The sequence below is a fragment of the Mesorhizobium sp. J8 genome, from assembly GCF_016591715.1.
Classification (GTDB): Bacteria; Pseudomonadota; Alphaproteobacteria; order Rhizobiales; family Rhizobiaceae; genus Mesorhizobium.
The window spans coordinates 1648585-1666861 of sequence record NZ_AP024109.1; the positions used below are offsets into that span (position 1 = coordinate 1648585).

Here is an 18277-nt window from a genome sequence, read left to right on the forward strand (position 1 = left end):
GCTGCGCCTGGCCCCGCAAAGGCCACTTCTATCAACGGGAAACTGGCTGCCAAGGCGAAACAAAAGCACGCTGGTTCGCCCGCCATCAGCCGTTGTTCGGCCGGGCGAAACTTCTCAATAGTGGAGCTTACCTTTGAAAGCGCATTCCGTTGAATTCAAAGACGTCTGGAAGGTCTTCGGGACGGGCTCCAAACTCGATCTCGCGAGCGTCCAGCGCAACGATCTTTCCAAGGCTGCGCTCCTTGAAAAATATGGCTGTGTCGCAGCTGTTGCCGGTGTCTCCTTCAAGGTCGAGGCAAGTGAGATCTTCTGCGTTATGGGGCTGTCTGGAAGCGGCAAGTCGACGCTGGTCCGTCACGTGAACCGTCTGATCAAACCCAGCTCCGGCCAGATCATCGTCGGCGGCGAAGACATTAACCAGAAATCCGAAAACGAGATGCGCGAGCTGCGCGCGCGTACCATGGGGATGGTCTTTCAGAACGTCGCGCTGCTTCCCCATCGCACCGTTCGCGACAACGTCGCTCTCAGCCTGGAACTGCGAAAGGCAAGCGTGCGGCAGCGCCGTGAAATCGCGGAGGAAAAGCTCGAGCTCGTCCAGCTTGCCGGCTGGGGTGACCGTTACCCCGATCAGCTTTCCGGCGGAATGAAGCAAAGGGTTGGTCTTGCGCGAGCGCTGGCGGCCGATCCAGCGATTTTGTTGATGGACGAACCCTTCTCGGCCCTTGATCCGCTCATTCGGCGGGAATTGCAGGATCAGTTCAAGGCGCTGTCGACGAAATTGGGAAAGACCACGCTGTTCATCACTCATGACCTCGATGAGGCGGTCCGGCTCGGACACCATATTGGCGTCATGAAAGACGGCAAGATGCTTCAGATCGGTTCGGCCGACGAGATACTCGGCAGCCCGAATGACCCCTATGTCGAAAAATTCGTCCAGGGAAGCAGTCGGTTGAAGCTTCTTAAGGCCGAGACGGTGATGTTGCCCCTCGAAGAGTTCAAGACGGTCGGGCAGGGCCAGCCCTTAGCCGATGCTCCGCGGCTAAGACTGGATACGCCGATCGAGGAACTGCTTGGTCTGTCCAATCGAAATGGCAACACTCCCATGGTCGTGGTCGACGGTAGCGGGCTCGATGTTGGTGTGATCACCGCATCGTCGATCCTGCGCGGCGTGCATGAGCGTCTTTAATAGAGTCGCTGTCGGCTCCACTGTTTGCCGTCGCTGTTGCCAATGATCGGCAAGGGGCAATGCAGGCGCCGGATCCGCCCGCGGGAGGGACTAGGAGTTCCTCGTTCGTTCGGCTTCGACCCCCGCAACAGCGATCGTAGAACTCTTCAGGTCGAAGCTCTCGCACGGCTTTGAAGACATACCAGTCTGGTTCCTGAGCTCGGAAGCCTTTCGTTTCGTTGCCCGCACCACACTGGAGCTCGGTGGGCCGTCCAGCAGCCTGGTCTGCACGCCGCCTTTTTTGGGCGCTAAGGTTCTGAAACTTGCATGAGAGCTGGGCGCCAACCGATGCGCCGCCGGCACAGGCTTGGCGTTTTTAAGGCCGGGATCTTGCGTGAGGGATGATGTGGGTCGGGTACGCTCATAACCTCAGTTCATAAGTTACATTATTTTTTATTGGTGGTTCGCGTGATCACCGGGCCGTATATTGCCGATTTATAATTAGGGATCAAAAAATGTCGTCGAGATCAGGCGGCCGAGGCGCTCGGCAAAAATTGCGTTCTGACAGAACGGTTACTTTCCTGCCGCCGCTTGACCGCGGATTGCCTTATATGGATTTGCTGAGCCAAGAAGACTTGCTTCGGCTTCATAATATATCCATGCAGATTCTGGAAGAAATAGGGATCGAATTCCGTGATGACGAGGCGGTCGCGCTTTGGCGCGCGGCTGGCGCCGACGTCAACGGCCAGCGCGTGAGGATCGACCGAAATCAGCTCCTGGAGCTTGTTGCTAAAGCTCCCGAAGCATTCACCGTCGTTGCCAGAAATCCGGCCAAGACGATCAGCCTGGGCGGCAGGAGGAGCATCTTCGTTCCGGCCTACGGATCGCCGAACGTGCTCGATCTGGAGGGCAGGAGGCGGAACTCGACAATCGCGGATTTCGTCAATTTCGCGAAGCTCGCCTATCAGGCGCCAGCAATCCACATGACAGGCGGTGTACTGTGCGAGCCGATGGACGTTGCGGTCCCCAAGCGCCACCTGCATATGAACTACAGCCTGATACGCTATTCCGACAAGCCGTTCATGGGTGCGGTGACCTCGCGTGAGAGGGCGGAAGACACGATCGCCATGGCCAAGATCGTCTTCGGCGATGAATTCCTCCAGGACAACACGGTCCTCATATCGCTTGCTAATTGCAATTCCCCGCTGGTTTGGGACGCAACCATGCTCGATGCAGTCAAGGTCTATTCCGCCAACAACCAGGCCATGATATTCGCTCCGTTCGTTCTGGGCGGCGCCAGCACCGCGGCGAGCACCGTAGCGGCGGTTGCGCAGCTCAACGCGGAGGCTCTTGCCGGCATCGCCTTTGCGCAGCTGGTGCGGCCCGGCGCGCCTTGCATCTACGGCCAGTGGCTGGCGACGGTGTCGATGAAGAGCGGCGCGCCGATGGCCGGCACGCCCGAAATCTGCCACATGAACTTGCTGGTCGGTCAATTGGCCAGGCACTACAAGCTGCCCTGGCGCTGCAGCGGCAGCAACACGAGCTCGAAGCTCGTGGATGCCCAGGCCGGTTATGAGGCCGCGCGCAACATGTACGGCGCGCTTATCGCCGGCGCGAACTTTGTGCTTTCCACGACCGGTTATCTCGAGGCGGCTTTGACCCAAAGCTACAGCAAGTTCATGCTCGACGCCGAGCAGATGGTGATGTTCTACAAGCTGGGACAGGGTATCGCCTTGCGCGAGATTGACGAAGCGATGGATGCGATCCGGCAGAGCGAGCCTGGGTCTCACTATCTGGGAACGGAGCACACGCTGAAGAATTTCGAGCATGCCTTTTTCGTCCCCGAATTGATGAACCATGACAGCTTTGAGCAATGGTCCTTCAACGGTTCCAAGGATGCCAACACCCGGGGACTCGAAGCGGCTGTTCGGGCGCTCAAGGAATATGAGGCACCGCCCATCGACGAAGCGATCGACGAGGCGCTTCTGGACTTCATAAAGCGTAGGGAGAACGAAATCGGCGATGCCGTGCTCTAGCGCGGTCGGCGATGCCCCGGTGCCCGCCGCGGCGACGTGATCGATTATTCGGGGATTGCGAGGAGGAAGCCGCAGGGTGCCCGTCTGGAATGGAAATTTTCTTAGGTACTGGCCCGGACGGCCTCGGGCCCCGGTGATACAGGCGGGATCAGGCCCGCCCATCGAATGACGAAAGCCGATGAACGCACCACCAAACATAACCGCTATCACCTCACCGGTCCGGCTTGACGGTCCGACTGGCGGCTGCTCGATGGAGTTGCTGGTTCTGGTTTTGCCAGGGTTCTCGCATCTTGCGCTGCACGCCTTCCTCGAACCATTCCGCATAGCCAATACGGTGTCGAGATCGGAGCTGTTCCATTGGCGGGTGGCAGGGCTCGATACCCGTGCCGTCCAGGGTGCCAACGGCATCTCGATCGCCGTGGACACGGCAATCGGCAACCAGCAAGCTTCGCAACCTAAGCCGGATTGTCTGGCGGTCGTTGCCGGTGAACAGGTGGAACACCAGTTCACGCCACAACTCAACAGCTACTTGCGCACGGCTGCACGACACGGTGTACCGGTGACCGCCGTCGGAACAGCGACGTGGCTGCTCGCCCAGACCGGTCTTCTGGCGGGCACGCGATGCACGATCCATTGGTCCCGGCTTGCTGCCTTCTCCGAGGTGTTCACCCAGCCGCGAATCCGGGACACTCTCTTCATCAGGGACGGTCAGTTCTCGACCTGCGCCGGTGAATTGGCAGCCTTTGATCTGGCCATCGATCTCATTGCCAGCCACGCCGGCGCCTTCATCGCGCAGGAGGTTTGCCGCCACGCCATTGTCGATGGCCAGCGATCCGGATCAAACCGCCAAACAGGACCATCCGGTGTCGCATTTGCAGGCGTGAGCGAAAAACTTCTGATGGCCATGAGGATCATGGAGGAAAACATCGAGTCCCCGCTCGCCATGTCTGAGGTGGCACGACGGGCTGGCGTCTCGCGGCGGCAACTGGAACGCTTGTTCTCCACGCATGTCGGCATGCCGCCGGTGCGTCAATATCTGCGCATTCGCGTCGATCACGCCAAACGTCTGATCGAGGGCACACGCTTGCCCATCACTGACGTCGCGATCGCATGTGGCTTCATTTCACCGTCGCATTTCGCGAAGTGCTTCAGAATGTTCAATGGCATCACGCCTCAAAAGTGCCGCGCAATGGTTCCGGCTTGGGTGGGGCGTGGCCTCGGCTAGACTCGTAATAGTGCACCTCGAATTGAATAGCAGATGCGTTCCGCAAGCGGGAGGTCGGCGAGATCGAAGCATGCCGCCTCTAGCGCGTCGATCTGGATGCGGACACTGTTCTGCCTCACGTTAACGATACTCCCTGAGGACCGAGCGTTGCCTCATTCATTTATTCCGGGCGTTATGCCCTGGCCCGTCAAATCCCGGCCCCGGGCAGATGGCCCAGCAGTGTGTGTTGACCAGCATGGTCCGCGTCGGATCAGAAGCTCACGGCCTCGATGCAACGTCAGCGCACTTTGCGGGACCTGGCCTTTCACCGCGGCTTAAGCTGGGTCTTGCGACCAAGCCCGTCAGAACGCGCGCTCAGTGATGCTCGTTGCGCAGGTTTTGCGCGGGGAAAGCGTCTCGGTAAAGACGCAAAAAGTGCGAGGACGTCGTCAATGATCACTTCGATCCGTCGATAGACATATCCTCAAGCTTGTTCCCTCAGCCCTTCTGCTCCGGCCGACTGTCGGTCGAAATGGGACGCAATTCGAATACCTGGGAACCCCGATGAGATTAACCACAGAGCTTAGTCAGATAACATTTAGTACTGTGATACATAACTTTTTATCCGGTTGCTGGTTTTTGCCGGTCAGATAGCTTTGCGTTAGGTAATCACTTTGGCAGGAAGCCGATCTGACAACGTGGACGGTCGCCACTCGTAGCTATCTTTCAGGTGGACGAAGTGGATATGGAGGCGGCGGTGGTTGTGCGCCGGAAGTTGCCGACAGCGGAAATTGGATCTGGTCTACGACTTGTAATCAGCCACTATGAAACACTTGGAGGTCCTCTCGCTTAACCGCGGTATCCGGGATCACCCAATATTGCAGCAATAGGCCCGGGGTCCGCGCCCGCGTCGCTAGTGTCCCTAGGCAAAGCGGCCCGGACTAGGATTACGGCCTACGCCAGCGCCGCTTCATCTCCAAACCGGATGATCTCTATACACAAACTGAATTTGACGTAAGTCTCTGACCGAATGCTGACTAGATAAAAATCAATGGGAGCGATCATGAAACACACCGTGGACAATGTTAGCCGCCGGTCCCTTCTCAAGACTGGCGCCGCGATTGGCGGCGGGATCGTCGCGGGCGGTCTGCCGTTGTCGCAGGTCATATGGGCAGCCGAGGGCAAGGTGCTCAGGGCGTGTTCAGATGGCGACATCACCAAACTTGATCCCGCCTTCTACAACCGCCAGGTGGAAGTGGACGTTATGAGCTGCATCTATTCGAAGCTCATACGGTACAAGCCGGGTTCCGAGTGGGGTTGGGAACTGGACGCCGCAGAACACATCGAGCAGGTCGATCCGACACATATCCGCTTCCGAATAAAAAAAGGTATCAAATTCACTGGCGGTTATGGCGAAATGACCGCGAAGGACGTGAAGTTTTCATTTGAACGCATATTCAAACAAAAGTCCTTTCTTGCACCTCAATGGGGCTCGCTAGATCGTGTTGAGTTGGAGGACGACTATACTGGCGTCTTGGTATTCAAGACGCCGTTTGTACCAGTTTGGCTCCTTTCGCTGACCGACGCTACCGGTCACGTCCTTTCCGAAGACGCGGTAATGAAGGCAACCAAAGACGGTGGCGATTTCGGCCTCAAGCCGCCGGCGTTTTCCGGCCCTTACGTGCTCGCCGACTGGAAGCCCAGCCAATACATAGTTTTGACGCGCAACCCGGAATGGTCGGGGCCGAAGCCGGGCTTTGATGAAATCCGCGTTGTGCCGGTCGACGACCTCAAAGCCCGAGAACGCGCCTATCTAGCAGGCGATGTGGATTTCACCTCTATCAGTCTCGATTCGCTTGCCGGCTTTAAGAGCAATCCACCGCCCAACACCAAGGTCGAGGAATGGCCCTCCCTTTGGTACTACTGGATCGGCATGAACATGGACCATCCGAAGCTGAAGGATGTCAATGTCCGCAAGGCGATTCAGTGGGCTATCAATGTGCCGCAAATTCTGGATGCGGCATTTGCGGGCCAGGTCAATGTGGCGACAGGCACAATTGCTCCGGGACTGGTCGGGCACCGCCCCAAGGCGCTCGTTCCGCCTGAGGGCGATCTGGCAAAGGCAAAGGAGTTTCTGGAAAAGGCCGGCGTGAACAATCTGAGCCTGAGTATCGATTGTACAAACGACAGCACGAACACAACTATAGCCCAGACGGTACAGGCACAATTGTCCCAGATCGGGATTACGATCGAGGTCAATGCCCGAGATAACAGCACATTCTGGACGCTTGGATCGGAATCGCAGGGCGAGCGCTGGAAGGACCTGCAGCTTATCGTAAATGGGTTCATCGGCCTTCCGGACCCGAACTACAACACTAACCCATTCCTGCAAAATCAAGTGGGCATCTGGAACTGGGAGCGCTTCCGTAGCGCCCGTTACGATGAGCTTGCAGCCAAGGCAAATACGGTGGAGGACCCGGATGCCCGCGGGAAACTTTACCAGGAGATGCAGGACCTGATGGAGGACTCCGGATGCTACCGGTTCCTGACCAATGGGGCCAATCCGATTATGTATCGTACCACGGAGATGCTGGCCTCAACGCGGCCGGACGGGGCCCCGCTATTTTACGATTTCCAGCCAGCCTAGGCCCTGCGGTAGGATGTGGCTCTATCTCCTCAAGCGCACCGTCCTCGCGGTCGCAATCGTTGCTACCGCGATGACGCTTGTGTTTTTAATGATCCACGCCGTGCCCGGCGATCCAGCAATAACTTTGCTCGGCCCAAGGGCATCTGCAGAGATGATTGCTCAGATACATCGCCAATTGGGCCTCGACAAACCTCTTGCTGTCCAGCTCGCTCTCTTTTTTGGCCGGGTGTTCCATGGCGATCTCGGTTTCGACGCGTTCAGCCAAAGGCCTGTTAGGGATATAGTTTTCGAGCAATTGCCCTATACGATCGAACTGATCTTCGTCTCCATCTTGTGGGCAGTCATGATCGCCGTGCCACTTGGCTGCTACTCTGCCATAAGGCGTAACTCCATAGTCGATCAAGTAACCGGCATCGTGACGGTCGCAGCGATCGCAATTCCTTCCTTCGTTGTGGCGGTCTACGCGCTGCTGTTTTTCGCGGTGACCTTGCGCTGGTTGCCAGCGATCGGAGCCGGCGGTGGATTCAAGGATGGCCTCATCTATCTCATCCTCCCGGCCTTCGCCGTAGGTCTCGGCTGGGTCGGCTATATCTCCCGATTGGTACGTGCATCCATGCTTGAGGTCCTGGGAGAAAATCACGTGCGGATGGCTCGCTCCTTCGGGATCTCGGAATGGCGCATCGTTGCCCGCTACGCACTACCGCTTGCTATTCTGCCGACGGTCACCATCCTCGGCGTCGGTATCGCATGGCTACTTTCGTCCGCCGTCTTTATCGAGGTGGTGTTCGCTCGGCCGGGCATCGGCAAGTTGATCGTGGATGCAGTCAACACCCGCAACTATCCGATTGTTATGGGGGTCGTGCTCGTTACCACGTTCCTTATCGTTGCAGCCACGACGCTCTCCGATCTTGTCAACGCATTCCTCGATCCGCGAACGCGGGAAAAGCTCTGATATGGTAGGTCTCGAGATTACCCGGCCCGAACCCAACGATGCGGCGGCGACAGGCAGCTTTGACACATTTTTGCGGCAATTCCTCAAGAATCGCCTAGGCGTGCTAGGAGCCGCCCTCGTTGTGCTCGTCTTCGCGAGCGCGTTCTTCGCTCCCCTGATTATCACGCATGATCCGATTAGAATTATGGCTGGACCTCGTCTGGCGCCTCCGTCATTGGATTTCCTGCTGGGCACGGACCAGTTGGGCCGCGACACGTTCTCGCGCGTCATCATGGGCGGCCGCATCCCGCTCATTGTCGCTTTTGCCTCTCTTGGCAGTGCGTTGGCGACTGGCATCGTGCTTGGTCTCATTGCGGCCTTTGGGCCACGTTGGCTGGACAATCTGCTCCTGCTTATCTTCGACACGATTCGTTCGTTTCCGGGCATCATCTTCGCGCTCGCGGTTATCGCTTTGCTGGGCTCAAGCTTGGTCAGCATCATTTTTGTCATCGCAATAACGTCGGTCCCGATCTACGCGCGCGTCCTGCGCACGCAGGCCCAGGCGCTTCTGAGCAGTGAGTACATAGCTGCAGAGCGCAGCATGGGCGCAGGCACGACCCGCATCCTTGGGCTCCATGTTTTACCTAATGCGATCGGACCGCTTCTTATACTGGTGAGCATGGATGTACCTGCCGTCATCGCTTGGGAAGCAGGGCTCAGCTTTCTCGGGATGGGAGTCCGGCCACCGACACCTGACTGGGGAGCGGTCCTCAACGATGGTTACAGTTATATAAGCCAAACCCCATGGCTGGTGGTCGCTAGCGGCATTCCGATTGTCCTCGCAACGCTCGGCTTCACATTTCTCGGCGAAGCCCTACGAGACATTTTTGATCCCAAACTGCGGAAAGAGCTATGAGCAGCGACGATCTGGTACAGCAAACGTCCGCTCCGCCACTTCTTGAGATCCGTGGCTTAAGTCTGGATTTCGCCACGCCGCGCGGGCGTGTTCATGCCCTTCGCAATGTTTCGCTCCGCGTCCCGGCCACACAGGTAGTTGGCCTAGTCGGCGAGAGCGGGTCCGGAAAGTCAACGCTCGCGTACGCAGTGATGGGCCTCCTGTCTGAAAATGCAGACGTGAAAGCTGGCAGCATCCTCTTCGAAGGTAAAGACCTACTCCAAATGCCCGTCCGCGAGCGCCGGATTCTGCTAGGCGATCGTCTCTCGATGATTTTTCAAGATCCGATGACTGCGCTTAATCCGGTTCGGACCATCGAAAGCCAGATGATCGACATCCAGCACAAATATCGAGGGGACCGAAGCGAAAAGCGCGATCGTGCCCTCAAGATGCTCCGCCGGGTCGGAATCCCCGACCCGCAAAGCCGGATAGGCGCGTATCCTCATCATTTTTCTGGCGGCATGCGTCAGCGTGTTTGCATCGCCATGGCACTGCTTGTGAAACCTGCGCTCCTCGTCGCCGACGAGCCAACCACTGCGCTTGATGCAACGCTGGAAGTGCAGATCATTCATTTGCTGAAGGATCTGCAAGCTGAGATTGGTTGCTCAATTCTCTTCGTCTCCCACCATCTCGGCGCGGTGGCTGAGTTGTGCGACAGGGTTGCAGTTATGTATGCGGGCGAAGTTATGGAGGAGGGTGCTGTCCGAGATATATTCCACAATCCTGCTCACCCCTACACGCGTGCGTTGCTGGACTGCGATCCCGGGCGAATGAAGAAAAGCACGCGCACTTTGCCCACCATTCCTGGCGAGGTGCCTAGTCTGCTCGGCGCCAAGGTGGGATGCATCTTTCGCACCCGGTGCTCCCATGCCTTCAATCGGTGTGCGCAAGAAAGCCCGGCCGAGCACCGCGCTGGCGTTGACCAGCTCTCGCGGTGCCACCTCCTCGACAAAGAGCGGTTGGCATTGGCATGAGCGCGCCTCTTCTTCGAGTCGAAGACCTACGCGTACGGTTCCGCACCATGGGTCCGCTGAAGGCACTTGCAACCAAGACGCCAGCCCCCTTCATAGACGCAGTATGTGGAGTGTCTTTCGAAATCCGCAAGGGCGAGACTCTCGCCCTTGTCGGTGAAAGCGGCTCAGGCAAATCCACCATTGCCCGCACCCTAATCGGCCTGCAGAGGGCTGTAGGCGGCAGCATCAAATTCGACGGGCGGGAAATTGAGGAACTCACCGGGGCTGAACGGAAGCCATACCTGCGCCGCATGGCGATGATGTTCCAGGATCCGGTCGGCTCACTCTCGCCAAGGCTGAATGTTAAATCGCTCCTGACGGAGCCCTTTCGCATCCACGGACTGAAAGGTCGAGAAGCCGGAAATGAAGTCGAGCGCCTCCTGCGCATGGTCGGCTTGCCGTTCGACTTGGCTCGTCGCTATCCACACCAACTTTCCGGCGGTCAGGCCCGGCGCGTAGGCATCGCTCGTGCACTTGCTTTGAGTCCCGACTTGATCATCGCCGATGAGCCAACCGCAGGCCTCGACGTCTCAGTGCAAGGCGAGGTGCTCAATCTTCTCGCGCGACTTCAGTACGAACTCGGCATCGCGATCCTGATTATAACGCACAATCTCAACGTCGTCCGCCATATGACCGATCGAATGGCTATCATGTATCTCGGCCGCTTCATAGAAGTCGGTTCGACCGAGCGTATTTTCGAGCATCCGCGACATCCCTACACCGAAGCATTGCTTGCCGCCAATCCAGAGCCTGATCCGGACGCGGTTCTTAATCGGATCGAGCTCAAGGGGGAGGTACCCAGCCTACTGCGGCGGCCATCCGGCTGCGAGTTTCACACCCGTTGTCGCTACGCACAGGATATTTGCTGCCGCGTGTCCCCCGAATCTTCAACAAGTCCGGATGACGCGGAGCACAGCTTCAGATGCCATTTCCCGCTCAAGCGTGAAATCAGTTCTGGCCTATTTCGTTCGCACCCTATCTCGACCAAAACCAAATGCTTGTAAAGCTTGGACCGGTCCTGCTTGGCCGCGACGTGAGGTTTAGGCCAAGCTTGATGAAGCGGAAGCGGCAAGGTTGGTCCAGGCCCTCGCGTGAATTATAGACTAGTAGGGAGGGGTGCCGCGCAACGTGCTGTCGCCTCGCGGGCTAAAGTTCGCGACGCTGGCGATGGTAACGCGAGCCTTGTTGTACAAAAACTCGCTTCTGGCAAATCGGCCGCGTTTCTCATGCCCTCTACTCGGCCACGACCAGATAATCTTTAGTACGTCAGCACATAACTTTTTCGTCTGTTGTTTCTTGTTTTTCAAGTCGTTAGCCTCACTTAAAGACCATGGCTCGAGCGAATGTCCGCTCTCGGGAAACTGTGGGATCACGGTAATGGTTATACTTGGGATCAGCGTTCTTATACCTTCAGTCGTTGAGAGTTGAGAGTAGGGAGGTTGCATGAGCAATATGGAGAAAAAATATATTTCGAAGACTCTATTCGCGGTCGATGGGGAGGATAGCTCAGTGCTTCCTGAGCGTGGAACTATGCCTGCGGTGGCTGATGCCAGCGCCTCGTCGGCGAAGGCGCCCACAGGTCCAAGCAAGGTGCGTGAGATCGAGAACATTTGGATTCCGATGTCAGATGGCATCAAGATCGCCGCGCGCGTGTGGCTGCCGGACGATGCCGAGCGTAATCCGGTGCCAGTGCTCATGGAGTACATTCCCTATCGCAAGCGCGACAGCAGGCGACTTCATGAAGAGACCTTCCATCCATACCTGGCCTCGTTTGGATATGCTTGTGTGCGACCGGACATTCGTGGGTCTGGGGATTCCGAAGGTCTGCCGATGGACGAGTGGGTTAAGCAGGAACAGGACGACGGCGTCGAAATCATTGCCTGGCTTGCTAAGCAGCCCTGGAGTTCGGGCAAGGTCGGGCTCTTTGGGATTTCCTGGGGCGGGTTCAGCGCTCTGCAGGTGGCTGCTCGCCGTCCACCTGAACTTAAAGCCATCATAACGGTTTGCTCAACAGACGACCGCTATACTGACGACACCCCCTATACCGGTGGCATGATAATGGAGGATGCGATCGGAACTCCATGGGGTCTCTTCTACCCCGCTTCTTGTGCACGGCCTCCGGATCCGGAAATCGTTGGCGACCGTTGGCGCGAAATGTGGATGGATCGCCTCAACAACCTCGACTTCTATACAGCGAATTGGCTTACCCACCAGCACCGCGATGATTTCTGGAAGCAGGGGTCGATTAGTGAGGACTATGGTGCCATTCAGTGTCCCGTCTATGCGGTAACCGGCTGGTTCGATGCATACCGACGTACGGTTCCGCGCATGCTGGCCAACCTCAAATGTCCGCGCAAGGGACTTGTCGGTCCCTGGGGTCACCAGTATCCGAATGCAGACGGTCCTGGGCCGGGGCCGGCGATAGATTGGCTATCCGAGTCGTTGCGCTGGTGGGATTATTGGCTGAAGGGTATCGACACCGGCATCATGGACGAGCCGATGTACCGGGTTTGGATGCAGCAGGAACCGGCAATGCGTGGCACGCACCAGCCTCCTGAGCAATGGGAGGTTCCGGGCCGATGGGTGGCCGAGGAGAACTGGCCTTCCTCACGCATCGAAACGCGCAAATTCTACCTCACCCGAAATGGGTTGGAGAACAATGCCGATGCTGAAACGGTACGTGTTCTCGCCCCTTTGCAGACGGTCGGCATAACCGCGCCCGGCTGGTGGTGGAGGAGCGCCGAGGAAGCTCCTGCGGATCAGCAAATTGATGACGCTCGATCCCTGACGTTCGATTCCGAGCCGCTCGACCGCAGTATTGAAATTCTCGGCGGACCCGTGGTCACACTTGATCTGACCGTCGACAAGCCGGTTGCGTTCCTGGCGGTTAAACTCAACGAAGTCGATCAGACGGGTCGTTCAAAGCGAGTGGCTTATAACGTCTTGAATTTGACTCACCGGGACAGTGACGAATTCCCCCAACCGCTAGTGCCGCATAAACGCTATCGCATACGCTTGGCTCTGCAGGACTGCGCCCACGTTTTCGAAGCGGGCAAGCGCATTCGTGTTAGCGTGGCGACTTCTCATTGGCCGGCCTACTGGCCTTCGCCGGAGCCCGTGACCCTGACGTTGTTCGCCGGTCGGTCCGAGCTCGACCTACCGGTACGACCACCAAGAGCGGAAGACCGGGAATTGAAGCCTTTCGGACCGGCCTTTGTACCAGAACCGACGTCCGGACGGACCATTTTAGAAGAAGCGCCGAAGCGAACCAGAGACGCTGAATGGGATGCCGCAACGGGCAAACTTACGATACGTTACGCGAGCGGCAGCGGGAAATACAGGATTGATTCGATCGGCACTGAGTTGTGGTCGACAGAAAGCGAGATAAAGGAAATACTTGATCACGATCCAACTAGTGCCAAGAGCGACGCACAATTCAACACATCCTATAAACGCGGCGATTGGGAGTGCCGCATCGAGAGCCGCCTAGCTTTTAGCTCGACCAAGCGCAATTTTATGTTCGTAGGTGAGATTAAAGCCTTCGAAAACGATACCGAAGTGTTCGCCAAGACCTGGGATCGAACAATTCCACGTATGCTAGTGTGACATCCATCATGGATGACGCAGGAGGATCGCAGAAGTGACTGAACCTCTTGGACGCGGCGCTGGAAGTACCTCTTGAAGGGCAGGTGCCAAGGCCTATGACTCTGCCGAGTGTGTGCATGTCATCGGCGCTGCCCGCTCGGCTCGAGCGCTGCCCCACGAGTTGCAGCTCTAGAGCCGGATGAGACTACCGGTCATATCCTACGTTTGCGAACCAGTTTGAGCACTCGCGCGTGACGCGGTTGAGTGTCTCACCGATCGCTCAGCAGGAGGATAGTCAGCCCTGGGGGCGAATCATTCAACTTGGCGCTGGCGATCAGGCTGTAGAGAACGGCAGCGCTTTGTCCGCAGCGATCGAACCGGAGAACAGCTAATTTAGAACCTTCTACCAGAGGAACCTGCGGTCTTCCTCTATGTCGGGCAGAAAGTTGAATTTTTGTTGCAGCTGGCACGCACTTTATGGGCGCGCCATGTCGCCGCGAGCCACGGAGCTGCGCGTCGGCGGAGAGGTCGTTCTCGCCGAAGCGGCGCCCGGCGAGGTCGTCGTCGTGGCCACGTGGCCGCCCGTTCCGCTATCTGCGCCGGAATGGCGCTTGGGCGCGCATATCCATAACGGCGCTGGCCGAGTTGCATCAGCTGCTGATTGATCAGAGAAGTAGGCGAAGCGCTCCGGGCGATTTGAACAGCGTCCAGTGAGCAAAATGCGAAGCCCGCCATCATTGCCGCTACCGCGCCACGCCAACCCGGGATTCCGTTCGACTCCCGAGAACTCCAGAGAAATTAGCACCTCGCATCGCCGGATAGCAGTCGCCCGCGTTTACCGGTCTGGTGTTGGAGGCCGCCAGTATGGCGCGGCGATCAGGATGAGACGAATCTCACCTTGATTGTCGCCGCGCCCGCCAGCGTCGCGGCCGAGGAGCGTGACGATGACGAGCGCCTGATCACCTGTCAGCCGCGGTGTTTGAAGCGCAAGGCGGTCGTGTATGTTCGGCTGCCCACTCACACCCAGGTTGAGCACCTTGAAGGTCAGCGACGCCAGTATGAGCTCGTCCGCGTCGCTCAAAGCTGGGTTTCCGCGAGATCGAAGTCATCGATGACGATCTCGGCAGCTCCGCCTGCGATGGAGCGGCCTTGCTTCGCGTTTGGTGGCATTGCTGTGCACCGGGGAAGTTGCGCCTTCGAGAAGGAGTTCGATCTCCTCGATGGGGGTACTGCGCGTTCGCCAGTCAGTCAGATTTCGAGCAAAGCGCTGCACGACGGCGGCTTACGCGAATCCGTCCCGACCGGAGGACGATCACGCTGCCATCTCCGCCGCATCTTCGAATTGCGACGCTTGGCAGTGGTCGCTCTCCACCCGGCGCAGTGCTCATTCTCTTTCAATTTGAAGGGGTACTATAGACCAATCGATCATTTTGACGGCACGCTGGAGTGCGGCCTCGGTCTCAGGAAGGCTGAGCGTAGCGGCGATGACATATCCGAGACAGTCCCGGTAGTCGCCTTTCCTGACGATTGGCATCTTGGGCTCACCATACAATTTGACCTCAGTGACACCTGGCACAGCAGCCGCTTGACTGCCGCCAGTGATCCAATCGAGGATGCCATCGCTATCGGGAACTAAGTTTCGCGCAGCCGCAACCTTCGAATGCCTGCTACGCAAATCCCATTGGTCACCGATGACGAGCTTAATGTGTTCGGCGACGAGATCGACACCGTAAGCCTGCTGAACCAGTTGCGGATCCGGCCAACCTGGCATACGAGGATTGACTTCGACGACAACCGGGCCACGCCTAGTCCACCGGAGTTCAATATTCGTTGGCCCCCAGCCGAGGTCAAGAGCACGCAAACATTTTTGCGAAACCTCAGCGATGTGCTCACGCTGGTTGCTAGTCACCGGGGCCGGAAAGACCCACTGGCGAAACACAAAACGTGGTGGCGGGTGAAGGTGAGCAGCTTCGATCCCAATAATCTCGTCTCCCATTATTTGAGCAGTATATTGCTGTCCCTGTACGAATTCTTCGACGAGTATCCTGGGCGACGTTCTCCACATATGCATTCCGCCCAATAGGTAGGTCAGGTGTTGCGCTATCTCATCCGCAGTGCAGCACAAACGGACACCAACGCTGCCGCTTCCTACGGCGGGCTTCACAACCACCGGTAGTCCGATCTCCGCGGCAGAGCTTTCAACCTCCGCCGCATTCTCTGCCAAGCGATAAGAGGGCACTGGAACACCGGCCTTTGCTAGAAACTCCCGTTGCTCGAATTTATTGCAACACCGTTCAATAGATCCTGGGTTCGGTCCCGGTAGACCGAAATGGCGGCATAGCTTGCCAACTGTCGTATAGGTGCTCTCCACAGCAGACGTGATGCCAGAAATGTCATAGGTCGTACGCAGCCGAGAACATTCGGCGATCAGCGCATCGAGATTTTCTGTGTCGACACGGATTGCCTCGATGGCTTCCGCCGCAAGATGGTCGTACTGACCAGGATTAGCCGAGAGGATAATTGGATGAAGGCCAAGTCGTCGGGCCGCCTGGACGTACAACCGCATGTTGCTTGCGCCTTCTATCAGTATGAGAACTCTTTTTCCCACTGCTTTTCACTCCGCGTCGCGTGCTTGCTGCGCCCCTTGCGTAGATCGGAACAGTCTTCTTGGTCCCGGCCAACCCCAGGCCATGAAAGGAGTACCATCGTTGGCGGCCTGCAGGTGCAAAGATTCTGTGAAGTTATTGAAGTGCCCGTTGTGGCCGCGTTGATCACCGGCGGTGGGGCGCCGGCGTACCAAGGGAATTTGGAGAATTATTTCGACCTGCAAAAGGACCCAGCTAATCCATGCGGAGTGTCAATGACCTCTTCTCGGTCACAATTGCGGCCTAGAAGCAGCGCCCGTGTGTTTGGATGACCCGGATCGTGGAAGAGTACCGCAAGGCACCCCCGGCCCGACGTCGAATCGTTCGGCCACGGTCTTGGTTTGTGACCGTCGGTTCGGCCGTCCCGAGACGACGGCCGGCCTTGAATGGGGCTCTCGCCTGGGCGTCAGGCGCTGAGTGTGGGCTGGACGTTGAACCAGATAGGTGAAATCGAGTTCGGACAGTCCCGCGCGGAGATCGCTGTCGGCGCCATATCCAGCGTCCGACAGAACTACGCCAGGCGCACAACGCCTCGGCTCTGGCTCTTGATCAGCGAAGCGCTCCCTGCGGCTTGGCCTGGAACGTGATTTCTGCCGGGGTCGTAGCCTTCGTGCGTTGGTCCGGATTCTCCGCCCAGGTGGCGGAGGTACAATTGGGTGGGCGATGGGAAGGTGCGTCATTGACGATGGTAGGCTGAGCGCAATCTGACTGTTGTTATGATTGCCCAACTGGCCGCAATATTGATGCGACGCCACTGAGTGCTCGCCTTCCTGGGAATGTTCGCGTCGTCGACGGTCAACGTGCGGATCAGTCCATGCTGCTCGATCCGTGGAGGTACTCAGGCGCGAACCCGCGCCAGCAAGGCGGCATCCGACCACAGCGCCTGTCCACGAAATGCAGCAGGGACTGATGCTTGACCACCCACGGCAGCGCCCCGACTGCCGTGAACGGCCCCCGCGCTCTTGGGCTCCATTGGCATCCGAAGACCGAGCAATTCTTTCGCCGGCTCATCTCGGTCGGCGTGGTCGATCAACCCGATCAATGCATCGACACAGGCACCACCTGCGGCGTCAATTTCGGAGATCCTCAAGCAGCGCGCTTACCCAATCGCGAACCGGCACGCCAACACTCCGCAATCGGCGTTAATCACCTAGCCGCCGCGACTTTCTGACCCTAACACCAAACCCATGTCTTGCAACCGCAGCCTGCTGGCGAAGTCCGTCAGCGGCTCCAAGAAATTCTTTGCGGATGCCGGCAATCGCGTCGCAGGTACACCCCAGCTATGCCTCCGTCTCGGTAAGCTTGGACCTATATTCCTCATCCAAGATGGCGGGCAAGGGAATCTTCTTGGTTCGCGCGCCGTCGACGGAGATCATCTCACCGCTGACGAAACTCGATTCTTGGCTGACCAGCCAGAGCACGGCGTTAGCGATTTCCATTGGGGCGCCAATTCTACCGGCCGGATGAAGATACCCCAGCTCACGCTCGATCAGTTTTCGGTCCGGATGCATCTCGACATAGGCCCGATTGAGGTCGGTGTCGATCCAGCCGGGGCACACGGTGTTGCAGCGGATGCCGTCCGGTCCGAGATCGACTGCCAGCCCAAGCGTCAAACCGTGTACACCAGCCTTGGTGGCCGCGTAGGCAGTATGCCAGGGGTTGACCATGTAGCCCTCCACCGACCCGATATTAACGATCGCACCAGAGCCGGCGCGCCGCATCTCAGGGACAACATACTTGGCCATGAGAAATGGTCCACGGAGATTGACCGCCATAATCCTGTCCCAATCTTCGGCGGTCTGGTCATCAATCGACTTGTGCATGACCATGCCTGCATTGTTGACCAGGATGTCAATCCTGCCGAACCTGTCGAGCACCCGGTCTACGAAGGCAAGAATGGATGCCTCATCTGTAACGTCCAAAACAAGAAACGAGAGTTTTCCTGCGTTTGTGGTATCAGCGCGTCCCTGAAGCAGGTCACCGACGGCGACCACACAACCTTCCTCCGCCAGCCTTTCAGCGATTGCACGTCCAATCCCCTGATTGCCACCGGTGACGACGGCAACTTTGCCCGCTAGCCGATTACCCATGAATTC

Annotated in this window: 13 protein-coding genes; 9 read left to right on the forward strand and 4 right to left on the reverse strand. The window is 57.8% G+C overall.

Annotated elements, in window-relative coordinates; all coding sequences use genetic code 11:
* The first annotated feature begins 133 nt into the window (after positions 1 to 133).
* From MJ8_RS07500 to MJ8_RS07540, 9 genes are all read left to right on the forward strand, one after another.
* Complete coding sequence (locus MJ8_RS07500) at positions 134 to 1186, forward strand: quaternary amine ABC transporter ATP-binding protein (RefSeq protein WP_201413786.1); 1053 nt, start codon at positions 134 to 136, stop codon at positions 1184 to 1186.
* Between the two features lie 494 nt (positions 1187 to 1680).
* Positions 1681 to 3201 (forward strand): trimethylamine methyltransferase family protein, encoded by a 1521-nt coding sequence (locus MJ8_RS07505; protein ID WP_201413787.1) that lies wholly within the window; start codon positions 1681 to 1683, stop codon positions 3199 to 3201.
* Positions 3202 to 3451: 250 nt separating this feature from the next.
* The gene (locus MJ8_RS07510; protein WP_201413788.1) at positions 3452 to 4426 is read left to right on the forward strand and encodes a GlxA family transcriptional regulator; all 975 of its coding nucleotides are present in this window, start codon (positions 3452 to 3454) and stop codon (positions 4424 to 4426) included.
* Between the two features lie 1042 nt (positions 4427 to 5468).
* On the forward strand, positions 5469 to 7052 hold the full coding sequence (locus MJ8_RS07515) for an ABC transporter substrate-binding protein (RefSeq protein ID WP_201413789.1): 1584 nt from the start codon (positions 5469 to 5471) through the stop codon (positions 7050 to 7052).
* A 13-nt stretch (positions 7053 to 7065) separates the two neighbouring features.
* Positions 7066 to 8004 carry an ABC transporter permease gene (locus MJ8_RS07520; RefSeq protein WP_201413790.1) on the forward strand — a complete coding sequence of 313 codons (939 nt, stop codon included), beginning with the start codon at positions 7066 to 7068 and terminating at the stop codon, positions 8002 to 8004.
* A gap of 1 nt (position 8005) precedes the next feature.
* Entirely contained in the window at positions 8006 to 8899 is an 894-nt protein-coding gene (locus MJ8_RS07525) for an ABC transporter permease (protein ID WP_201413791.1), read from the forward strand.
* Positions 8896 to 9912: an ABC transporter ATP-binding protein gene (locus MJ8_RS07530; protein WP_201413792.1), complete on the forward strand. Its 1017-nt coding sequence runs from the start codon at positions 8896 to 8898 to the stop codon at positions 9910 to 9912. The genes MJ8_RS07525 and MJ8_RS07530 overlap by 4 nt, the downstream gene beginning before the upstream one ends.
* A 110-nt stretch (positions 9913 to 10022) precedes the next feature.
* The gene (locus MJ8_RS07535; RefSeq protein WP_263649645.1) at positions 10023 to 10955 is read left to right on the forward strand and encodes an ABC transporter ATP-binding protein; all 933 of its coding nucleotides are present in this window, start codon (positions 10023 to 10025) and stop codon (positions 10953 to 10955) included.
* Between the two features lie 439 nt (positions 10956 to 11394).
* Positions 11395 to 13557, forward strand: coding sequence for a CocE/NonD family hydrolase (locus MJ8_RS07540; protein ID WP_201413794.1), 2163 nt, complete (start codon positions 11395 to 11397; stop codon positions 13555 to 13557).
* Positions 13558 to 14371: 814 nt separating this feature from the next.
* Here MJ8_RS07540 and MJ8_RS07545 read toward each other — a convergent pair.
* The 4 genes from MJ8_RS07545 to MJ8_RS07560 all read right to left on the reverse strand — a co-directional run bounded on the left by MJ8_RS07545 (position 14372) and on the right by MJ8_RS07560 (position 18271).
* Positions 14372 to 14617: a hypothetical protein gene (locus MJ8_RS07545; protein ID WP_201413795.1), complete on the reverse strand. Its 246-nt coding sequence runs from the start codon at positions 14615 to 14617 to the stop codon at positions 14372 to 14374.
* Between the two features lie 303 nt (positions 14618 to 14920).
* Positions 14921 to 16144 carry an ATP-grasp domain-containing protein gene (locus tag MJ8_RS07550; protein ID WP_201413796.1) on the reverse strand — a complete coding sequence of 408 codons (1224 nt, stop codon included), beginning with the start codon at positions 16142 to 16144 and terminating at the stop codon, positions 14921 to 14923.
* Between the two features lie 267 nt (positions 16145 to 16411).
* The gene (locus MJ8_RS32760) at positions 16412 to 17059 is read right to left on the reverse strand and encodes a transposase (protein ID WP_225248176.1); all 648 of its coding nucleotides are present in this window, start codon (positions 17057 to 17059) and stop codon (positions 16412 to 16414) included.
* Positions 17060 to 17461: 402 nt separating this feature from the next.
* Positions 17462 to 18271, reverse strand: a complete 810-nt coding sequence (locus MJ8_RS07560) for an SDR family NAD(P)-dependent oxidoreductase (RefSeq protein WP_201413798.1) — start codon at positions 18269 to 18271, stop codon at positions 17462 to 17464.
* Positions 18272 to 18277 lie beyond the last annotated feature (6 nt).